This window comes from Pseudomonas sp. EA_105y_Pfl2_R69, assembly GCF_963970915.1.
Lineage (GTDB): Bacteria > Pseudomonadota > Gammaproteobacteria > Pseudomonadales > Pseudomonadaceae > Aquipseudomonas.
This window is the reverse complement of record NZ_CAXAOO010000001.1, coordinates 507,911-526,879: the sequence shown is the minus strand read 5'-3', so window position 1 is coordinate 526,879 and position 18,969 is coordinate 507,911. Positions and strand designations below refer to the sequence as shown.

Genomic DNA, 18,969 nt, shown 5'->3' with positions numbered 1-18,969 from the left:
CTTCGCGCAAACTTGATGCCGGCCACAGCCGACGGAAACATTTCAGGACGAGCGGCCCGGCGATCCCTCAGGACGCCAGCGCCGCCAACTGCCAACGGCCGTCACGCAACAGCAGCTGGCGATCACAACCCGCCGCGCCGGCATCGGCAACCGTCTGCCCAGGCAACGCCTGGACCACACGCTGACCGTCCAGACGCAAGCGCTGAATCGCCTGCCACAAGAACACATCATGGTTATCCGGAGCCCAGACACTGGCCGGCATCTCGCCCAGCTGCATCTGCCCCAGGCCAACCAGGGTTTTCAGATCGGTGGAAAAGCCGGTAGCCGGGCGGGCGCGACCGAAGTCGGCACCGATATCGTCATAGCGGCCACCCTGGGCGATGGCATAGCCAACCCCGGGCACGAAGGCGGCGAACACCACGCCGGTGTGATAGTGATAACCGCGCAGCTCGCCCAGATCGAAGTACAACGGCAGCTCCGGGTAACGCAGGCTCAGGGAATCGGCAATCGCCATCAGATCGTCCAGCGCCGCGTGCACATCGTCCGGGGCCTCGACCAGACAGGCCTGGGCCAGATCCAGCACTTCACGGCCACCGCACAGTTCGCTGAGGGCGCGCAGCATCTTGCGCAATTCATCCGGCAGCGTCGCGGTCAGCTCGGCCACTTCATCCACGGCCTTGCGTTGCAACGCATCGAACAGCTGCTGCTCGGCTTCGCCGGACAACTCGGCGGCACGCGCCAGGCCGCGGTAGATACCGACATGACCAAGATCCATGTGCACATCCGGCACCGCCGCCAGCTCCAGGGTATTGACCAGCAGGCTGATCACCTCGACATCGCTGGCCGGACTGGCGTCGCCATACAGCTCGGCACCCAACTGAATCGGGCTGCGCGAGGTAGTCAGCGCGCGCGGCTGAGCGTGCACCACGCTGCCGGCGTAGCACAGACGGCTCGGTCCTTCGCGGCGCAGGGTGTGCGCATCGATGCGAGCCACCTGCGGCGTGATGTCGGCGCGAAAGCCCATCTGCCGGCCCGACAGCGGATCGGTCACCTTGAAGGTACGCAGGTCGAGATCCTGGCCCGCGCCGGTCAACAGCGACTCCAGGTATTCGATATGCGGCGTTACCACGAATTCATAGCCCCAGCGCTGGAACAGATCCAGCACCTGGCGACGCGCCACTTCGATACGCGCCGCGTGCGGCGGCAGTACTTCTTCGATGCCATCTGGCAGGAGCCAGCGGTCTACCGTTGCCATTTCGCCATTCCCCTCTTGAACCGGGCGGCACAAGCCTTCAGTGAAGCCAATAAAGGAAAGTTGTGCCCAGCAGCATGCTGGCCAACCCCATCAGACGCAGCTGTCGATCAGACAGCTGCGTCAACTGTATGAGCGCCCCGCGCCAAACACGCGGACCAAGGAAGGGCAGGATGCCTTCCAGCACCAGCAATAGACACAATGCGATGCCAAGTTCCTGCCACATGGTTCCCACAGACGCAAAAAAGCCGGGATTTTCCCGGCTGCCGCATGATACCACGCTAAAAGCTTCAGGCCACAAGCTCCAAGCAACAAGTGAGCGCCAGACGCTGACCTGCGGCTTGTAGCGTGCGGCCTGCAGCGGCCTTTACGGCTTGGATTTCTCCAGATAACGGAAGAAATCGCTACTCGGATCCAGCACCAGCACATCGCGCTTATCGGCGAAACTCTCGCGATAGGCTCTCAGGCTGCGATAGAAGGAGTAGAACTCCTGGTCCATGCCATAGGCCTTGGAGTAGATCGCCGCGGCCTGGGCGTCGCCATCACCGCGCAGCTCTTCAGCCTGGCGGTAGGCATCGGCCAGCAGCACGCGGCGCTGACGATCGGCGTCGGCACGAATACCTTCGGCCAACTCCTTACCCTTGGCGCGATGCTCGCGAGCCTCACGCTCACGCTCCGAGCCCATCCGGTCGAACACGCTGCGGTTCACTTCCTTCGGCAGGTCGATGGCCTTGACCCGCACATCCACCACCTCGATGCCCAGCTCACGCTGTGCGGCACGGTTGAGCGATGCAGTCACGTCCGCCATCAGCGCATCGCGCTCACCCGACACCGACTCGTGCAGGGTGCGCTTACCGAACTGGTCACGCAGCGAAGCTTCGAGACGACGGGCCAGACGCTCGTCGGCAATCTGCTTCATGCCGGACGTCGCGGTGTAGTACCGCTCGGCATCCAGCACTCGCCACTTGGCGAACGCATCGACCATCAGGGCCTTCTTTTCCAGGGTGAGGAAACGCGAACTGGTGGAGTCCAGGGTCAGCAGGCGCGCATCGAACTTGCGCACCTGGTTGACGTAAGGAACCTTCACATGCAGGCCCGGCTGCACATCCGGCTGGACGATCCGACCGAACTGCAACAGCACCGCCCGCTCGGTTTGCGCCACGATATAGAAGCTGTTCCAGGCCACCAGTGCCACGACCACGCCAACAATCAGGGCGATCAGCGATTTATTGCTCATCAGCGGCTCTCCCTTGTGCGCAGCTCAACCTGACGCGGATCGATACTCACACGCGACCCCGCCTCACTGGCACCCGCACCCGAGATGGAACTGGGTGCAGCCGAGCTGCGGCCATCGATCATCTTGTCCAGCGGCAGATACAACAGGTTGTTCTGCCCCTTGTCACCGGTCACCAGCACCTTGCTGGTGTTGCTCATCAGCTCCTGCATGGTGTCCAGATACAGACGCTCGCGGGTGACTTCCGGTGCCTTGCGGTACTCGGTCACCAGGGCAGTGAAGCGATCCGCCTCACCCTGGGCACGGGAGACCACTTCCTCGCGGTAACCGCTGGCATCCTCGATCAGGCGCTGGGCCTGACCACGAGCCTCCGGCACCACGCCATTGGCGTAGGTTTCCGCCTGGTTCTTCTCGCGCTGCTCGTCCTCACGGGCACGGATCACGTCATCGAAGGCTTCCTGCACTTCGCGCGGCGCGGCCGCACTCTGCAGATTGACCTGGGTGACATTGATACCGGTGCGGTAGTTGTCGAGGAAGCGCTGCAAGCGATCCTTGACCTCACTGGCCATCAGCTCACGGCCTTCGGTCAGCACCTGATCCATCTCGGTGGAACCCACGACATGGCGCACGGCGCTGTCGGTGGCGTGCTGCAGGCTGACTTCCGGCTGATCGACGTTGAGCACGAAATCCTGCAGGTTGCTGATCTTGTACTGCACGGTCAGCGGCACTTCGATGATGTTCTCGTCCTCGGTCAGCATCTGCCCCTGCTTGCTGTAAGCACGCTCGCGGGTGACGTTTTCCTGGAACTTGCGATCGATCGGCGGGAAATAGATATTCAGGCCCGGCCCTACGGTTTCGTAGTACTTGCCGAAACGCAGCACCACGGCCTGTTCCTGCTCATCGACCACATAAATGGCGCTGTACAGCCAGACCGCGGCCAGCACCGCCAGCCCCACCAACAGCAGGCCGAAACCGCCGCCACTGCCGGAGCCGGTATCGCTGCCACGTTTCTTACCGCCACCGAACAGCCCGTTGAGGCTCTCCTGTAGCTTGCGGAAGGCCTCATCGAGATCCGGTGGCCCCTTGCGGTCACCGCCTTTACGGCCACCCCATGGATCCTGATTATTCGAGTTGCCACCCGGCTCATTCCAAGCCATAGCGCTCTCCATCTGATAAAGCAAAGACGCGCCCACGGCGCGCCCGCCAATGCTACCGAATGCATGCAGCCAGCGGCAAAACCACTGACGCAGGCTTTATTGCAAAGTGTGTTGCTCGATAAATTCCAACGGCTTCAACCCCGCCCGAGTGACCAGCCGATTCAACTCGATGCGCGGCAGCCGAACCGCCAACAGACTGCTGCCATCCTCGGCATGGGCCTCGCTCTGCACCGCCCCCAGGGCGAAAAACTGCGCGCGCAAACGCGCCAGGCCCTGCGGCAACTGCAAGGTCGCGATAAACAGCTCATCGCCCAGCAACTCGGCGATGGCCTGTTTCAACAACGGCAGGCCGCGCCCGTCACGGGCCGACAACCAGACCCGCAGCGGCTTGCCGTCGGCATCGCGCTGAATCTGCGGTTCGACACCTTCCAGCAAATCCAGCTTGTTGTATACCTCGAGCATCGGCAGCTCATGGGCACCGATCTCACCCAGCACCGCCATGACCTGCTCGATCTGCTGATCGCGCTCGGGCTCGTGGGCGTCGATGACGTGCAGCAACAGGTCGGAGTTGCTCGACTCCTCGAGGGTGGCGCGAAAAGCTTCGACCAGTTTGTGCGGCAGATGACGGATAAAGCCCACCGTGTCGGCCAGCACTACCGGCCCCAGATCGTCCAGCTCCAGACGGCGCAGGGTCGGATCCAGGGTGGCGAACAGCTGATCGGCGGCGTACACATCCGATTCGGTCAGAGCATTGAACAAGGTCGATTTGCCGGCGTTGGTATAGCCGACCAGAGACACCGAGGGAATATCGGCACGCTGCCGCCCGCGCCGCGCCTGCTCGCGCTGACTGCGCACCTTCTCGAGCTTCTGCTTGATCTGGCGGATACGCACACGCAACAAGCGGCGGTCGGTCTCCAGCTGGGTTTCCCCTGGGCCGCGCAGACCGATACCGCCTTTCTGTCGCTCGAGGTGAGTCCAACCGCGCACCAGGCGCGTACTCAGATGATCCAGCTGGGCAAGCTCGACCTGCAACTTGCCCTCATGGGTACGCGCGCGCTGGGCGAAAATATCGAGGATCAGACCGGTACGGTCCAATACCCGACACTCGAACACTCGCTCGAGGTTGCGCTCCTGGCTGGGCGTCAGCACGTGATTGAAGATCACCAGGTCGGCCTCGGTGGCCTTGACCTGATCACGCAACTCTTCAACCTTGCCGCTACCAATCAGGTATTTGGCGGTCAGCCGACTGCTCGGCACAGTGAAGAAGGCCACCGTATCGGCACCCGCCGAAATGGCCAACTCCTGGAATTCTTGCGGATCTTCACGCGCCGCGGAATCCTGACCATCCAGATGAACCAGGAGAGCCCGTTCCCCACCTTCATGGCGCTCGAAGAACAATACAACCTCCTAGATCAGGCGTTACCAGGTTCTGCTTCTGCCTGCTCGGTCTCGGCTGCACTCGGCAGACGCACCGGACGGCTCGGCACCACGGTGGAAATGGCGTGCTTGTAGACCATCTGGCTGACAGTATTCTTCAGCAAAATCACGAACTGGTCGAAAGACTCGATCTGGCCCTGCAGCTTGATGCCGTTGACCAGATAGATGGAAACCGGGACGCGTTCCTTACGCAGGGTATTCAGGTAAGGGTCTTGTAGCGAATGCCCTTTTGACATGTGCCGCACTCCTTTAAGGATCAATTTTCAATAATTTTTAGTAAAACCAGTAAACGGTTCAAACCGCCCATTTCACAGAGTAGACGGCTAACGGCAAGGTCTCAGGTCAATATGGAGACCGCTGCCAGGTATTTCAAGGCACGCGGCAGATTGTCACAGTCCAGACTGTCCAGCCAATGCGCATCACCCCAACCGCGCAACCAGGTGAACTGCCGTTTGGCCAGTTGGCGCGTGGCAATAATGCCCTGCTCCTCCATCTGCGCCCTGCTCAGGTTGCCGTCGAGGTAATCCCACACCTGGCGATAACCTACAGCTCGTATAGACGGCAAGCCGGGGTGCAAGTCACTTCTGCGGCGCAGGCCTTCGACCTCTTCGAGCAAACCCTGTTCCAGCATCAGGCGAAATCGCTGGGCGATGCGCTCATGCAGGATCGAACGCTGGGCCGGCGCGATGACCAATTGCGCGACAGTATAGGGGAATTGCCCCCCTGCCGACGCGCCGGCCGCAGTATTTTCTGCGGCCTGGCGCTGGCGGTGCGCGCTCATGCTCAGGCCGCTGAGGCGATAGACCTCCAGCGCACGGATCAGGCGCTGCGGATCGTTGGGGTGGATCCGCGCCGCAGACTCGGGGTCGACCCCACGCAACTCGTCATGCAGCGCCTGCCAGCCTTCGCGCTCGGCACGCGCTTCCAACTCCGCGCGCAGCAGCGGATCGGCCCCGGGCATATCCGCCAGACCTTCCAGCAACGCCTTGTAATACAACATGGTGCCGCCCACCAGCAGTGGAATGCGCCCGCGTGCGGTGGCCTCGGCCATGGCCGCCAGGGCGTCGGCGCGAAACTCGGCCGCCGAATAGCTCTCGGCCGGATCGCGGATATCCACCAGGCGGTGAGGGAACTCGGCCAGGGTCGCCTTATCCGGCTTGGCCGTGCCGATATCCATGCCGCGGTAGACCAGCGCCGAGTCGACACTGATCAACTCGCAGGGCAGCACCCGCGCCAGGGCCAGGGCCAGATCGGTCTTGCCGGCGGCCGTCGGCCCCATCAGAAAGATGGCGGGCGGCAATGGACTGGTCACTTAACGCCCCCGCAAGAACAGCTTATCGAGATCATCCATGCCCAGCTGGGTCCAGGTCGGGCGGCCATGATTGCACTGGCCACTGCGCTCGGTGTGTTCCATGTCGCGCAGCAGCGCGTTCATTTCCGGCAGGGTCAGGCGGCGATTGGCGCGCACCGCGCCGTGGCAGGCCATGGTGCCGAGCAACTCGTTGAGGTGCGCCTGGATGCGGTCAGTGGTGCCGTACTCCAGCAGATCGGCCAGCACATCGTGGACCAGACGGGTCGCCTCTGCCTGCTTGAGCAAGGCGGGAATCTGCCGGATGGCCAGGCTTTCCGGACCCAGGCGCTGCAACTCAAAGCCCAGGCGCTGAAACCACTCGGCATGCTCCTCGGCGCAATCGGCCTCGCGCTGACTGACCGCAATCGACTCCGGCACCAGCAGCGGCTGGCCACGCAGGCCCTCGCTGGCCATGGCCACCTTCAGCCGCTCATAGGTAATCCGCTCATGGGCGGCGTGCATATCCACCACCACCAGGCCCTGGACATTCTCGGCGAGGATATAGATGCCTTTAAGCTGGGCGATGGCATAGCCCAGCGGCGGGATATCGCCCTGCGCCTCGGGCAGCGCAGCCGCGGCAGCGCCAACCGCCGGCAGCGGGGCGAAATATTCGCGGTAGGCACCCTGGGCCTCCGCCGCGGGCAAGGCCGGCTCGGCGCGCGCGCCCTGATAGCCGGCCCCCGGGGAACGCCACACCGAGGCAGCGGGTGCAGGCTCGAGCAGACTGGCGGCCAGGCCGATTTCGCCCTGGGGGCCGAACTCGCCGGCCGCCTGCCCGCTGGGCCGCACCATCTCGGCAATGCCGGCCGGCGCTGCCAGCTGATCTTCCGGGCGCACCTCGCCGAGGGCGCGATGCAGGGTGCCGTAGAGGAAGTCATGGACCATGCGCCCGTCACGGAAGCGCACCTCATGCTTGGTCGGGTGCACGTTGACATCGACCACCGCGGGGTCGATCTCGAGAAACAGCACAAAGGTTGGATGGCGGCCGTTGAACAGCACGTCGCGGTAGGCCTGGCGCACCGCGTGGGCCACCAGCTTGTCGCGCACCGTGCGCCCGTTGACATAGAAATACTGCAGATCGGCCTGACTGCGGGAGAAGGTCGGCAAACCGACCCAGCCCCACAGGTGCAGGCCATTGCGCTCGATATCGATGGGCAGGGCCTGCTCGAGGAAAGCCGAGCCACAGACCGCAGCCACCCGCCGCGCACGGCTGAGCTCATCGGGGGCCTCGTGCAGGCCGAGCACGGTCTTGCCATTGTGGCGCAGGTGGAAAGCCACATCGAAACGGGCCAGGGCCAGGCGCTTGATCACTTCCTGCAGGTGGTCGAACTCGGTCTTCTCGGTCTTGAGGAACTTGCGCCGCGCCGGCGTATTAAAGAACAGATCGCGCACCTCCACCGAGGTGCCGACCGGGTGCGCCGCCGGCTGCACTCGCGGTTGCATGTCGCGGCCTTCGGTTTCCACCTGCCAGGCCTGTTCGGCACCATCGGTGCGCGAGGTCAGGGTCAGGCGCGCCACCGAGCTGATCGAGGCCAGGGCCTCGCCACGAAAACCCAGGCTCATCACCTGCTCGAGATCCTCCAGTTCGCGGATCTTGCTGGTGGCATGCCGGGCCAGGGCCAGGGGCAGATCATCCGGGGCGATGCCACTGCCGTTGTCGCGCACCTTGAGCAGTTTGACCCCGCCCTGCTCGACATCCACTTCGATGCGCCGGGCTCCGGAGTCCAGACTGTTTTCCAGCAACTCCTTGATCACCGAGGCGGGCCGCTCGACCACTTCCCCGGCGGCAATCTGGTTGGCCAGCCGCGGACTCAGCAGCTGGATACGACTGGCCTGGCTCATGGTTGCGCCGCCAGAGCCGTCGCCGGCACCTGCAGTTTCTGACCGACCTTGATCACGTCGCCCTTCAACCCATTGGCACCGCGCAAGGCCGCCAGACTGATCTGGTAGCGCTGGGCGATCAGTGCCAGGCTTTCGCCGGAGCTGACCACATGCTCGCGCGGACCGAGGGCGATCTTGCCGTTATCGCGCAACCAGGCCACATAGCTGCCCGGCGGCGGGTTTTCATGGAAGAACTGCCGCACGCCACTGACAATCGAGCGCGCCAATGCCTGCTGGTGACCGGCGCTGGCCAACTTGCGCGCCTCATTGGGGTTGGAAATAAACCCGGTCTCTACCAGGATCGACGGGATATCCGGCGATTTCAGCACCATAAAGCCGGCCTGCTCGACCCGACGCTTATGCAGCGGGGTGACCCGGCCCATATTGCCCAGCACCTTGTTGCCGACATTCAGGCTGGAGGACAGCGAGGCGGTCATCGACAGGTCGAGCAGCACCCCGGCCAGCATGCGGTCCTTGTCGTCCAGGCTGACATTGCCGGCACCGCCGATCAGGTCAGACTGGTTTTCCGAGTCGGCCAGCCAGCGTGCGGTTTCCGAGGTGGCCCCGCGGTCCGACAGGGCGTACACCGAAGCGCCAAAGGCCGCAGCCCGCGGCGCGGCGTCGGCATGGATGGAAACGAACAGATCCGCGCCCTTCTTGCGGGCGATCTCGGTGCGCCGACGCAGCGGGATAAAGTAGTCGCCGGTACGCACCAGCTCGGCGCGAAAGCCCTTCTCCGCATTGACCTGCCGCTGCAGTTCCTTGGCTATCGCCAGGGTCACGTGCTTCTCGTACTGGCCCTTGACCGGAGACAGGGCACCCGGGTCTTCGCCGCCATGGCCGGCGTCGATGGCGATGACGATATCGCGCTTGCCGTTCGGCACCGGGGTCAGCTTGACGGGTGCCTGGGTCGGCGTGACCGGCACCGGCGGCGCAGTCGCGACCGCGGCGCTCGGCAGCTCCGGCACCGCCCCCGATGCCTGGTCAAACAGGTCGACCACCAGGCGATGGCCGTACTGCTGATTGGGGGCCAGGGTAAAGCTCTTCGGCGTCACCGGAGCCGACAGATCGATCACCACCCGCAGGTCTTCGGCAGTACGCTGGGCCGAGCGCACCCCGGTGATCGGGGTGTTGCTCAGGGCCAGTTGGTCGAAGCCGGTGGCCAGTTTGGCCCCGCCGACATCGATAACGATACGATCGGGGGCCGACAGCAGAAACACGCTGTGCTGCACCGGGCCGGACAGGTCAAATACCAGGCGGGTGTTGTCCGGTGCCCGCCACAGCCTGACGCTGCGCACATCCGAAGCGGCCAGTACATCGGCGACCAAACCGGCCAATGCCACTCCAAGTACGATGAAACGCGCGCCTATGCGCATAGCCAACCCCATATTCTGATCATGCCCCGGAGGCCAAAATGGCACACCAGGTTTCACCGCGCACGCTGTGTGCCTGCAAACGCAGCGCACGGCCGGCCGCTTGCGGGCTAATGGTAATGTCCATGTCCGCCTTTGGCAAAACGCCGGCACCGCGCTCGGGCCACTCGACCAGGCACAGGGCGTCGCCATCGAAGTAGTCGCGAATGCCGAGAAACTCCAGCTCCTCGGCATCCACCAGGCGATAGAGGTCGAAGTGGAAGGCCCGCACGCTGTCAATCTCGTAGGGCTCGACCAGGGTAAAGGTCGGGCTTTTCACCGCCCCGACATGTCCCAGGCCACGGATGATGCCGCGCGACAGGGTGGTTTTGCCGACCCCCAGGTCGCCATGCAGATAAATCACCCCGACCCCGACCCCGGCCGTCGCCTTGGCCAGCGCCGCACCCAGCGCCAACATCGCCTCTTCATCGGCGACAAACAGTTCTAACTCAGACACTCGGACTGCTCCTGCAATAACTGACGAATAACCGCACACAAGTCACTGGCCGCCAGGCCACGGCCCCGCTCGGCCAGCACCTCGCCCGCACGGGCATGCAGGTAGACCGCCAGACGGGCTGCGGCGAAGGCGGGCAGGCCCTGGGCCAGCAGCGCCCCGATCAGCCCCGCCAGCACATCCCCCAGCCCGGCACCGGCCATCACCGGATGACCGTACTCGCAGAGCAGCAAACTCCCGTCGGGATCGGCAACCAGGGTACCCGCGCCCTTGAGCACGCACACCGCCTGATAACGCCGAGCCAGAGTTCGGGCCGCGGCGGGACGATCCGCCTGCACCGCGGCGCTGTCGAGCCCCAGCAAACGTGCGGCCTCCCCCGGGTGCGGGGTAATCACCGCAGCACACGGCATACTGATGCCGCCTAGGGCCAACAGGTTCAACGCATCGGCATCCCACACCTGCAGCGCCTCGCTGCAGGCTGCCGCCGACAGCAGGCTGCGCCCCCAGGCCGCCTGGCCCAGTCCTGGCCCGACCACCCAGACATCGGCCCGCGCCCCCAGGGCCCGCAACTGATTGGCCGACGCCACGCCGGCGGCCATCACCTCGGGTAGCCGGGCCTGGGCCGCCGCCAGGTGTTCGCCGCGGGTGGCCAGGCTCACCAGCCCGGCACCCGCCCGCAGCGCACTCTGCGCCGCCAGCAGGCCGGCCCCGGCAAAACCGCGGTCGCCGGCCACCACCAGCACATGGCCCAACTGGCCCTTGTGCACGCTGCGCGGGCGTGGCGGTAACCGCGGCACATTGCCCCCGGCCAGGCGCTGGGCGCTAAAGGGTTGCGCGGCAACCAGCTGCGCATCGACCTGCAGGTCAGCGAACTGCAACTCGCCCACCCAGTCGGCGGCAACCCCGGTGAACAGGCCCAGCTTCAGGCCGATCAGGGTCACCGTCAGCTGCGCCCGCACCGCCACGCCCAGCACCTGGCCGCTGTCGGCGCACAGCCCGGAAGGGATATCCACCGCCAGCACCGGCAGGTCGCTGGCGTTGAGCAGGGCAATGGCCTGGGCATAGGGTTCGCGCACCGCACCGCTAAGCCCCGTACCCAGCAACGCATCGACCACCACCCCGCTCAGCGCCGCGCACTCGCTCCAGGGTTGAATGCGCACGCCGGCCGCCAGCGCCTCGTCACGCGCCCGGGCCGCATCGCCCTGCAGCTGCGCCGGGTCGCCCACCGCCAGCACCTGCACCTGCCAGCCGGCACGCAGGGCCAGCGCCGCGACCAGGTAGCCGTCGCCGGCATTATTGCCGCGCCCGGCCAATACCGTAATCGCCCCCGCGGCCGGCCAGCGCCGGCGCAAGGCACGCCAGATGGCGTGGGCGGCGCGCGTCATCAGCTCGAAGCCGGGGGTGCCGGCGGCGATCAGCCGGGCATCCAGCGCGCGCACTTGCGCCGCGCTGTACAGGGCCAAAGGAAGATTGTCGGGAGAATGCGGCATGCGTGAGCTCCGTTGTCTGGCAGAATTATACGCACCCCAGCCCAGGTTGCCCGCCCAGTATGTCCAGCGCCTCACTCGATCTTGCCGCCCTCGCCCAGTCGATCAAGGACTGGGGCCGCGAGCTGGGCTTTCAGCAGGTCGGCATCGCCGATGTGCAACTGGGCGAGCACGAGGCGCACCTGCAACGCTGGCTGGACGCCGGCTACCAGGGTGAGATGGACTATATGGCCGCCCACGGCAGCAAGCGCTCGCACCCGGAGCAACTGGTACCCGGCACCCTGAGGGTGGTGTCGCTGCGCATGGACTACCTGCCCGGCGACACCCAGATGGCCCAGCGCCTCGCTCAGCCCGAGAAGGCCTATGTGTCGCGCTACGCCCTGGGCCGCGACTACCACAAGCTGATCCGCAAGCGCCTGCAGCAGCTGGCCGAGCGCATCCAGACGCAGATCGGCCCGTTCGGCTACCGCGCCTTCGTCGACAGCGCGCCGGTATTAGAGAAGGCCATCGCCGAACAGGCGGGCCTGGGCTGGATCGGCAAGAACACCCTGGTGCTCAACCGCAAGGCCGGCAGCTACTTCTTTCTCGGCGAGCTGTTCGTCGATTTGCCGCTGCCGGTGGACCCGCCCCATGCCAGCGAACATTGCGGGCGCTGCACGGCCTGCATGGACATCTGCCCCACCGCCGCCTTCGTCGGCCCCTATGTGCTGGATGCGCGGCGCTGCATCTCCTATCTGACCATCGAGCTCAAGGGCGCGATCCCCGAAGAGTTGCGCGCGCCGATCGGCAACCGGGTGTTCGGCTGCGACGATTGTCAGCTGGTCTGCCCCTGGAATCGCTTCGCCAAAGCCACCGAACAGGGCGACTTCCAGCCACGCCACAACCTGGACAACGCCGAACTGGCCGCCCTGTTTCGCTGGAGTGAAGAGGAATTTCTCAGCCGCACCGAAGGTTCGCCACTGCGACGTGCCGGCTATGAGCGCTGGCTGCGCAACCTCGCGGTAGGGCTGGGCAATGCTCCCTCGAGCATCCCGGTACTGGAGGCCCTGCAGGCGCGCCGCGAACACCCCTCGGCACTGGTACGCGAGCATGTCGAGTGGGCGCTGGCGCAGCATAAACGCCGGCGACCGCTCTAACCTGCAGCTTACGACCCGCCCCTCAAACCTTGAGGAAATGCTCGCGGTAATACTTGAGCTCGGCAATCGACTCGCGGATATCGTCCAGGGCCAGGTGCGTCCCCTTCTTCTGGAAACCTTCCTTGATCTGCGGTGCCCAGCGATCGGCGAGGATCTTCAAGGTCGAGACATCCAGGTAGCGGTAGTGGAAGTAGGCTTCCAGCGTTGGCATATAGCGATAGAGGAAGCGCCGGTCCTGACCGATGCTGTTGCCACAGATCGGCGACTGACCCTTGGGCACCCACTGCTCGAGAAAGGCGATGGTCTGCGCCTCGGCTTCGGCCGGACCGACCTTGCTCTCCCGTACGCGCCGGGTCAGGCCGCTCTCGCCATGGGTGCGGGTGCACCACTCGTCCATGCCGGCGAGCAGCTCATCGCTCTGGTGCACAGCAATCACCGGTCCCTCGGCGAGGATGTTCAGGTCGCTATCGGTGACGATGGTGGCCATCTCGATGATCACGTCCTTCTCGGGCTCCAGGCCGGTCATTTCCAGATCGATCCAGATCAAATTCTGCGGATTTTGCATCTACGGCTCCTCGGCTAAGGCGGCCAGTTTAGCAGCCTGGCATCTGCCACAAGAGTAATCGTGAATTGCGCCAGTCATGCAGCTCGACCTGCCGGTCGGCCGGCACCCCCGGCACCTCGAAGGTATTGCTGACCAAGTGGCTGCCCGCCGGCATCTGGGCCAAGGCCTTGGCCCATAGCCGGGGCATGGGTGCGGGCGAGAGAAAGCAATAGACCACATCGAACTGCGCCAGGTCGGTGCGCCAGAGATTCTCGTAGCGAATCAGGCAGTTGCTGCGCGGCAGGGCCCGCAACCAGGCGATGGCGAAGGACAGCGGCGCGGTTTCCACGCCGACGAACTGCGCCTGGGGAAACTGCCGCGCCAGACCGAGCAGATTGCCGGCAGGGCCGCAGCCGAGATCGATAAAGCGAAAATCCGCCGATTGCTGCGCCAGTATGGCCGCCAGCTGCCGACGGGTCTGCGCACCGGTCAGGTACAGCGGTACCCGCTCGCCGATGCTATTCCAGTTGAGCAGCAACAACAGGGCAAAACCGGCCAGAAACACCCAGGACGGCAGGGCCGCGCCACTGGCGAGTACCAGTCCCGGGACAAAGCCCAGGTTCAGCCAGCCCCACCAGCGCGACAACCCCAGGGCGCGCGCCAGGCCGGCGGCCAATAGCCCCTGCAGCAGTGCGGCCGGCAAGGCACCGGGTCGCCAGGCCGACAGCTGCGCGCCCAGATATAGCAGCACCGCGACGCTCAGGCACGCACCCAGTTGCGCCACCAGCGCCAGCACTAGCGGATACCGCCCAGCCAAGTGCCGCACCATCCACCTCTCCCGTCACAGCGCCATGATCGGCCGCAGTTTAGCTCCACGACGAGCCGAACGGGTCGCCCGTGCTAAACTCGCGAGCGCCTTAAGCGCACTTCAGCCTCGAAACACTCTCTCGGAAGCCCCATGGCCAAACGCCAACTCAACCGCCGGCAAAACTGGCGTATCGAAAAGATCCAGGGCGAGCGCGCCGCCCGCGCCGCCAAGCGCGAGTCCCAGGCCGTGCAGATTCTCGAAGGCGGCGACCTGGGCCCCGAGCAGACCGGCCTGGTCATCGCCCACTTCGGCGTCCAGATCGAAGTCGAGGCGCTGGATGGCGAACTGGCCGGCCAGGTGTTCCGCTGCCACCTGCGTGCCAACCTGCCGACCCTGGTCACCGGCGACCAGGTAGTATGGCGCGCGGGCAACCAGGGCATCGGCGTTATCGTCGCGCAGCTGCCGCGCAGCACCGAACTGTGCCGCCCGGATACCCGTGGCCAGCTCAAGCCGGTGGCGGCCAACGTCGACCTGATCGTGATCGTTTTCGCCCCGCTGCCCGAGCCCCACGCCAACCTGATCGACCGCTACCTGGTGGCGGCCGAACACGCTGGCATTCGCCCGCTGCTGCTGCTGAACAAGGCCGACCTGATCGACGAGCAGAACGCCGTGGCGCTCAACGCCATGCTCGCTGTCTACCGCCAGCTCGGCTACCCCTTACTGGAGGTTTCCGCTCATCAGGGCGACGGTATGGAGCAGTTGCAACAACAACTGGATGGGCACGTCAGCGTATTCGTCGGCCAGTCCGGGGTCGGCAAGTCTTCGCTGGTCAACAGCCTGCTGCCGGAAGTCGATACCCGGGTGGGACCGCTCTCCGAGCTGACCGGCAAGGGTACCCACACCACCACCACCGCGCGGCTGTTCCACTTTCCGCGCGGCGGCGAACTGATCGACTCCCCCGGGATTCGCGAATTCGGCCTGGTGCATGTCAGCCGCGAAGATGTCGAAGCCGGTTTTATCGAATTCAATGAGCTGATCGGTCAGTGCCGCTTTCGCGACTGCAAGCATGATCGCGAGCCCGGCTGCGCCCTGCTCAAGGCCCTGGAGGAAGGCCGCGTGCACCCCCAGCGCATGGCCAGCTACCGGCATATCCTGGCCAGCCTGCCGGAAACCGAGTACTGAGGACAGCACAAGGCCGCGAGCGATCGCGGCCTTGGCCATGCCTCGAGCGGGTTATCCGCCCTACTGATCGAAGCGCAGCACACCCTCCTCGAAGATATTCAAGCGCTCGCGCAACTGCTCCGACTGGATCGGCTCGTCCGCCGCGGGCGGCTGCGCCGCATCGGGTGCGCCTGGCGCGTCCGCTGCATCCCCAGCCGCATCGCCCTGCGCGCCCTCGATGGCACGCTGGGCCTTCTTCGTCAGCACCACGATATCGATGCGCCGATTGACCGGGTTCAAGGGATCGTCGCGATCGAACAACGCCGACGAGGCATAGCCGACCACCCGCGCCACCTGCGTTTCGTCGTAGCCGCCGGCGATCAGCACGCGCCGCGCCGCATTGGCGCGGTCGGCGGACAACTCCCAGTTGCCGAAATCGCCGCGCCCCACAAAGGGTTTGGCGTCGGTATGACCACTGATGCTGATCTTGTTCGGCACCGCCGCGATGGTGTCGGTCAGGGCCAGCAGGATGTCCTCGAAATAGGGCTGCAAACGCGCACTGCCCGACGCGAACATGGGCCGGTTCTCGGCATCCATGATCTGGATGCGCAGGCCGTCCTGGGTGATCTCGAACAGTATCTGGTCCTTGAAGCGCTGCAACTGCGGGTTCTCGTCGACCTTGTTCTGCAACTCCTGCAGCAACAGCTCGAGGCGCTCGCGCTCGACTTCTTCAGCTATCGACTCGGCCTGCTCCAGGTCGACTTCCGCGTCAGCCGCATCCACCGCGTCAGCGGGGTCCTGCTCTTGCTGATTGAGGGTGCGGTCGGGGGCCGGCGTCGGCGAGCCGCCGAGGTCGATCACATAGGGGCTGGCGCTTTCGGAAAAGCCGATAGGGTCCTTGAAATACCCCGAGATCAGCTTCTTCTGCTCCGGCGTGGCCACCGACATCAGCCACATCACCAGGAAGAACGCCATCATCGCCGTGGCGAAGTCGGCAAAAGCGATCTTCCAGGCACCGCCATGATGGCCACCGGCAACCTTCTTGACCCGCTTGACGATAATCGGCTGATTGTTTTCCATGCCTGGCTTTAGCTCCCGCGCATGGCCTGTTCAAGCTCGATAAAGCTCGGACGGTGCGCCGGATACAGCACCTTGCGCGCGAACTCCACCGCCAGCGAAGGCGGCATGCCGGAGGCCGAAGCCACCAGACCGGCCTTGATCGCCTCGTAGACGTTCAGCTCTTCCTTGGCATCGTGCTCCAGGGCACCCGCGAGGGGGCCGAAGAAACCGTAGGAAGCCAGAATTCCGAGAAAGGTACCGACCAGCGCGGTACCGACCTTCTGGCCGATTTGGGCGTTGTCCGCCTCCGCGAGAATCGACATGGTGATCACGATACCCAGTACCGCCGCGACGATACCCATGGCCGGCATACCGTCGGCCACCTTGGCCACGGCATGTGCCGGGTGCTCGAGGTCTTCCTTGAGGCTGGCGATCTCCATATCGAACAGCCCTTCCAGCTCGTGGGGGGCCATATTGCCGGACGACATGATGCGCAGGTAATCGCAGATAAAGGCGGTCATCCGCTCATCCTTGAGGATGCCCGGGTATTTGCTGAAAATCGGACTGGCCGCGGGGTCTTCGACATCCGCCTCGATGGCCATCATGCCTTCGCGGCGGCTCTTGTTGAGAATCTCGTAGATCAGTTTCAGCACATCCAGGTAGTAGCCATGGCTGAAGCGCGAGCTGAACATACTCAGCGACTTCTTCGACACATGGACAAAGGCACTACCCGGGTTGGCCTGGAGAAAGGCCCCCAAGGCCGCGCCACCGATGATCAAGACCTCGAAGGGGTGCACCAGGGCCATAAACTGGCCGCCGGAGAGCATAAAGCCGCCCAGCACACTGGCGAGCACAACGATGATGCCGATGATTTTTACCATAGAGAAAACATGCCAAAGCCAAGGGGAGACGGGGCCGAAAAAAACAACCCTTCTATTTATCGGAAGATTTGCGCGAGACTATAGCCAGTTAAGGTCAAAAGCCAGCTTGGCTCAACCCGAATGCCCATACCCCTACCGCCCCCGCGCACCCTCCCGAACTGGCTGAAGCTGCTGGATGGGCAGTCGTTGCCCGTGTCCAGCGAAAGCCAGCAACGCTTGCGCCGCGGCCTGGCCAACAACAACAGTTCGATACGCGAGATTGCCGAGCTGATGCAGCACTGCCCGGCGCTGGCGCTCAGCGTGCTGCGCGAGGCCAACCGCCAGGGCGCGACCAGCAAAGAGCCGACGGAAAGCCTGGAAGGAGCGATCAGCCGCCTGGGCCTGAAACGCACGGAAACCCTCCTGGAGCAGCAACCCGCCCTGGCCGAACAGCAGCTGCCCAAAGCCCTGCGGCAGATCCAGCTGATCAGCCTGCACGCCAGCCAGCAGGCCAACGGCCTGTTTGCCGGCCGCCTGGCGCGCCTGTGGCATGAGGTGCACTGGGGCAGCCTGCTGTTCCTGGCCCCCATCTGGGCACTGCTGACCGCTCACCCCGAGCTGTTCGAAGTCTGGGAACAGCGCGTACTGGTCAAGGGCGAACCGGCGACGCGGGTCGAACAGGACGTCCTCGGCGTCCCCCTGCTGCAACTCTGTCTGGCCCTGAGCGAGCGCTGGCGCTTGCCCGAGTGGATCACCCAGGGCTACCGCCTGCTGCTCAACGACCGCCGCCTGCTGGTCAAGGCCCTGCATATTGCCCGCAATAACCAACACCCCTTGCAACAGCAGCAATGCCTGGACGCGGACAGCAACCTGCAGCGCTGGCTGACCCACCCTGCCAACAGCATCCTGCTGGCCAACGGCCTGGCCCTGTCCGCCCATTACGCCTGGAACAGCCAGCACAGCCTACGCTGGCAACGCCTCGCCGGCCTGTTTCTCCAGCTGCCCCTGGCCGAGGTGCAGCAGGCCCTGCACCAGCAGGCCGTGAACAGCGCACGCCAGCACTCGCACGCAGGCCTTTGGCACCCGGCCGAAGCCCTACTCTGGCCTTGGCAGGCGCGCCACCTGCAGGCCGCCGTCGAGCCACCCAAGACGCCGCCGCCCAGCGCCTGGCGTCAGCACTGTGCCCAGTTACTGGCCCAGCCCAGCCCATTCAGCAACGTGCTGCAGCTCACCGCCTGCGCCAACCAGGCTCTGCAGGCCTGCGGCATGCAACGTGTGCTGGTACTCCTCAGCGACCGCAACCACAGCCGCCTGGTGGCGCAACAACACAGCGGCCTGGACCCGGCGGCCAGTCAACTGAGCCTCGACCCGCAACAGAGCCAGGTCTTGCGCCGACTGCTCAGCGCCCCGGCGCAGCTGCGCCTGAGCCCCGCCAACGTCGCGCAGTTCTCGGCACTGCTGCCCGGCTCGCTGAAAAGCCTGTTCCCCAGCGAACACCTGCTGATCCGCTCGATCGCCAGCAACAACCGCGTGGTCATGCTGGTGTTCGCCGACCAGAATGGTCGCCCCCTCGGCGACGCTCTGGTACAGGGCTTCGGCAAAACCGTGCAATGCATCGAGCGCGCCCTGGCCAGCTTTGCCAGCCGCACACGCTAGACACGCTAGAGTCCATTGACGTTTCGCAACAACAGCGCGCGCGGCGAAACGGCAACAGACCCTCGGCTTCCGCTACAATC

Annotated in this window: 18 protein-coding genes; 3 read left to right on the top strand and 15 right to left on the bottom strand. The window is 64.8% G+C overall.

The window, feature by feature from the left end:
* Window positions 1-67: 67 nt before the first annotated feature.
* The 11 genes from AACY13_RS02285 to AACY13_RS02235 form a co-directional block, all read right to left on the bottom strand.
* Window positions 68-1,255 (bottom strand): ATP phosphoribosyltransferase regulatory subunit, encoded by a 1,188-nt coding sequence (locus tag AACY13_RS02285; protein WP_339459003.1) that lies wholly within the window; start codon window positions 1,253-1,255, stop codon window positions 68-70.
* Between the two features lie 37 nt (window positions 1,256-1,292).
* Window positions 1,293-1,478 carry a DUF2065 domain-containing protein gene (locus tag AACY13_RS02280; protein WP_339459002.1) on the bottom strand — a complete coding sequence of 62 codons (186 nt, stop codon included), beginning with the start codon at window positions 1,476-1,478 and terminating at the stop codon, window positions 1,293-1,295.
* A 141-nt stretch (window positions 1,479-1,619) separates the two neighbouring features.
* Window positions 1,620-2,489 (bottom strand): protease modulator HflC, encoded by an 870-nt coding sequence (hflC, locus tag AACY13_RS02275; RefSeq protein WP_339459001.1) that lies wholly within the window; start codon window positions 2,487-2,489, stop codon window positions 1,620-1,622.
* On the bottom strand, window positions 2,489-3,643 hold the full coding sequence (hflK, locus tag AACY13_RS02270; RefSeq protein WP_339459000.1) for an FtsH protease activity modulator HflK: 1,155 nt from the start codon (window positions 3,641-3,643) through the stop codon (window positions 2,489-2,491). The genes hflC and hflK overlap by 1 nt, the downstream gene beginning before the upstream one ends.
* Window positions 3,644-3,739: 96 nt before the next feature.
* Window positions 3,740-5,041, bottom strand: a complete 1,302-nt coding sequence (gene hflX / locus AACY13_RS02265) for a ribosome rescue GTPase HflX (RefSeq protein WP_339458999.1) — start codon at window positions 5,039-5,041, stop codon at window positions 3,740-3,742.
* A 14-nt stretch (window positions 5,042-5,055) separates the two neighbouring features.
* Window positions 5,056-5,316, bottom strand: coding sequence for an RNA chaperone Hfq (gene hfq, locus AACY13_RS02260; protein WP_339458998.1), 261 nt, complete (start codon window positions 5,314-5,316; stop codon window positions 5,056-5,058).
* 101 nt (window positions 5,317-5,417) lie between these two features.
* Window positions 5,418-6,359 (bottom strand): tRNA (adenosine(37)-N6)-dimethylallyltransferase MiaA, encoded by a 942-nt coding sequence (miaA, locus tag AACY13_RS02255; RefSeq protein WP_339459982.1) that lies wholly within the window; start codon window positions 6,357-6,359, stop codon window positions 5,418-5,420.
* 33 nt (window positions 6,360-6,392) lie between these two features.
* Window positions 6,393-8,273, bottom strand: a complete 1,881-nt coding sequence (gene mutL, locus AACY13_RS02250) for a DNA mismatch repair endonuclease MutL (protein WP_339458997.1) — start codon at window positions 8,271-8,273, stop codon at window positions 6,393-6,395.
* The gene (locus tag AACY13_RS02245; RefSeq protein ID WP_339459980.1) at window positions 8,270-9,688 is read right to left on the bottom strand and encodes an N-acetylmuramoyl-L-alanine amidase; all 1,419 of its coding nucleotides are present in this window, start codon (window positions 9,686-9,688) and stop codon (window positions 8,270-8,272) included. Before AACY13_RS02245 ends, mutL begins: the two co-directional genes overlap by 4 nt.
* Before the next feature lie 19 nt (window positions 9,689-9,707).
* The gene (gene tsaE / locus AACY13_RS02240) at window positions 9,708-10,181 is read right to left on the bottom strand and encodes a tRNA (adenosine(37)-N6)-threonylcarbamoyltransferase complex ATPase subunit type 1 TsaE (protein ID WP_339458995.1); all 474 of its coding nucleotides are present in this window, start codon (window positions 10,179-10,181) and stop codon (window positions 9,708-9,710) included.
* Window positions 10,169-11,668 carry an NAD(P)H-hydrate dehydratase gene (locus AACY13_RS02235; RefSeq protein ID WP_339458994.1) on the bottom strand — a complete coding sequence of 500 codons (1,500 nt, stop codon included), beginning with the start codon at window positions 11,666-11,668 and terminating at the stop codon, window positions 10,169-10,171. The genes tsaE and AACY13_RS02235 overlap by 13 nt, the downstream gene beginning before the upstream one ends.
* 59 nt (window positions 11,669-11,727) lie before the next feature.
* Here AACY13_RS02235 and queG point away from each other — a divergent pair, with 59 nt between their 5' ends.
* Window positions 11,728-12,801: a tRNA epoxyqueuosine(34) reductase QueG gene (gene queG, locus AACY13_RS02230; protein ID WP_339458992.1), complete on the top strand. Its 1,074-nt coding sequence runs from the start codon at window positions 11,728-11,730 to the stop codon at window positions 12,799-12,801.
* Between the two features lie 22 nt (window positions 12,802-12,823).
* Here the strand turns inward: queG and orn are convergent, their stop codons facing one another.
* The gene (orn, locus tag AACY13_RS02225) at window positions 12,824-13,366 is read right to left on the bottom strand and encodes an oligoribonuclease (protein ID WP_339458991.1); all 543 of its coding nucleotides are present in this window, start codon (window positions 13,364-13,366) and stop codon (window positions 12,824-12,826) included.
* Between the two features lie 28 nt (window positions 13,367-13,394).
* The gene (locus tag AACY13_RS02220) at window positions 13,395-14,174 is read right to left on the bottom strand and encodes a class I SAM-dependent methyltransferase (protein ID WP_339458989.1); all 780 of its coding nucleotides are present in this window, start codon (window positions 14,172-14,174) and stop codon (window positions 13,395-13,397) included.
* Between the two features lie 129 nt (window positions 14,175-14,303).
* Between AACY13_RS02220 and rsgA the strand changes: the two genes are divergently transcribed.
* Window positions 14,304-15,335 (top strand): small ribosomal subunit biogenesis GTPase RsgA, encoded by a 1,032-nt coding sequence (gene rsgA, locus AACY13_RS02215; protein WP_339458986.1) that lies wholly within the window; start codon window positions 14,304-14,306, stop codon window positions 15,333-15,335.
* 60 nt (window positions 15,336-15,395) lie between these two features.
* On the opposite strand, the gene motB is transcribed toward rsgA, so the two are convergent.
* Together motB and motA are read right to left on the bottom strand one after the other, a co-directional pair.
* Window positions 15,396-16,394: a flagellar motor protein MotB gene (gene motB / locus AACY13_RS02210; protein WP_339458985.1), complete on the bottom strand. Its 999-nt coding sequence runs from the start codon at window positions 16,392-16,394 to the stop codon at window positions 15,396-15,398.
* A gap of 8 nt (window positions 16,395-16,402) precedes the next feature.
* The gene (motA, locus tag AACY13_RS02205) at window positions 16,403-17,254 is read right to left on the bottom strand and encodes a flagellar motor stator protein MotA (protein ID WP_339458982.1); all 852 of its coding nucleotides are present in this window, start codon (window positions 17,252-17,254) and stop codon (window positions 16,403-16,405) included.
* A 120-nt stretch (window positions 17,255-17,374) separates the two neighbouring features.
* Here motA and AACY13_RS02200 point away from each other — a divergent pair, with 120 nt between their 5' ends.
* Entirely contained in the window at window positions 17,375-18,889 is a 1,515-nt protein-coding gene (locus tag AACY13_RS02200; RefSeq protein ID WP_339458980.1) for an HDOD domain-containing protein, read from the top strand.
* Window positions 18,890-18,969: the final 80 nt, after the last annotated feature.

Excerpts from the sequence above, each read along its gene's own strand:
- AACY13_RS02285 (WP_339459003.1), bottom strand. The coding sequence starts at position 1,255 with ATGGCAACGGTAGACCGCTGGCTCCTGCCAGATGGCATCGAAGAAGTA.
- AACY13_RS02280 (WP_339459002.1), bottom strand. The coding sequence starts at position 1,478 with ATGTGGCAGGAACTTGGCATCGCATTGTGTCTATTGCTGGTGCTGGAA.
- hflC (WP_339459001.1), bottom strand. The coding sequence starts at position 2,489 with ATGAGCAATAAATCGCTGATCGCCCTGATTGTTGGCGTGGTCGTGGCA.
- hflK (WP_339459000.1), bottom strand. The coding sequence starts at position 3,643 with ATGGCTTGGAATGAGCCGGGTGGCAACTCGAATAATCAGGATCCATGG.
- hfq (WP_339458998.1), bottom strand. The coding sequence starts at position 5,316 with ATGTCAAAAGGGCATTCGCTACAAGACCCTTACCTGAATACCCTGCGT.
- miaA (WP_339459982.1), bottom strand. The coding sequence starts at position 6,359 with ATGGGGCCGACGGCCGCCGGCAAGACCGATCTGGCCCTGGCCCTGGCG.
- mutL (WP_339458997.1), bottom strand. The coding sequence starts at position 8,273 with ATGAGCCAGGCCAGTCGTATCCAGCTGCTGAGTCCGCGGCTGGCCAAC.
- AACY13_RS02245 (WP_339459980.1), bottom strand. The coding sequence starts at position 9,688 with ATGCGCATAGGCGCGCGTTTCATCGTACTTGGAGTGGCATTGGCCGGT.
- AACY13_RS02235 (WP_339458994.1), bottom strand. The coding sequence starts at position 11,668 with ATGCCGCATTCTCCCGACAATCTTCCTTTGGCCCTGTACAGCGCGGCG.
- queG (WP_339458992.1), top strand. The coding sequence starts at position 11,728 with ATGTCCAGCGCCTCACTCGATCTTGCCGCCCTCGCCCAGTCGATCAAG.
- orn (WP_339458991.1), bottom strand. The coding sequence starts at position 13,366 with ATGCAAAATCCGCAGAATTTGATCTGGATCGATCTGGAAATGACCGGC.
- AACY13_RS02220 (WP_339458989.1), bottom strand. The coding sequence starts at position 14,174 with ATGGTGCGGCACTTGGCTGGGCGGTATCCGCTAGTGCTGGCGCTGGTG.
- rsgA (WP_339458986.1), top strand. The coding sequence starts at position 14,304 with ATGGCCAAACGCCAACTCAACCGCCGGCAAAACTGGCGTATCGAAAAG.
- motB (WP_339458985.1), bottom strand. The coding sequence starts at position 16,394 with ATGGAAAACAATCAGCCGATTATCGTCAAGCGGGTCAAGAAGGTTGCC.
- motA (WP_339458982.1), bottom strand. The coding sequence starts at position 17,254 with ATGGTAAAAATCATCGGCATCATCGTTGTGCTCGCCAGTGTGCTGGGC.
- AACY13_RS02200 (WP_339458980.1), top strand. The coding sequence starts at position 17,375 with ATGCCCATACCCCTACCGCCCCCGCGCACCCTCCCGAACTGGCTGAAG.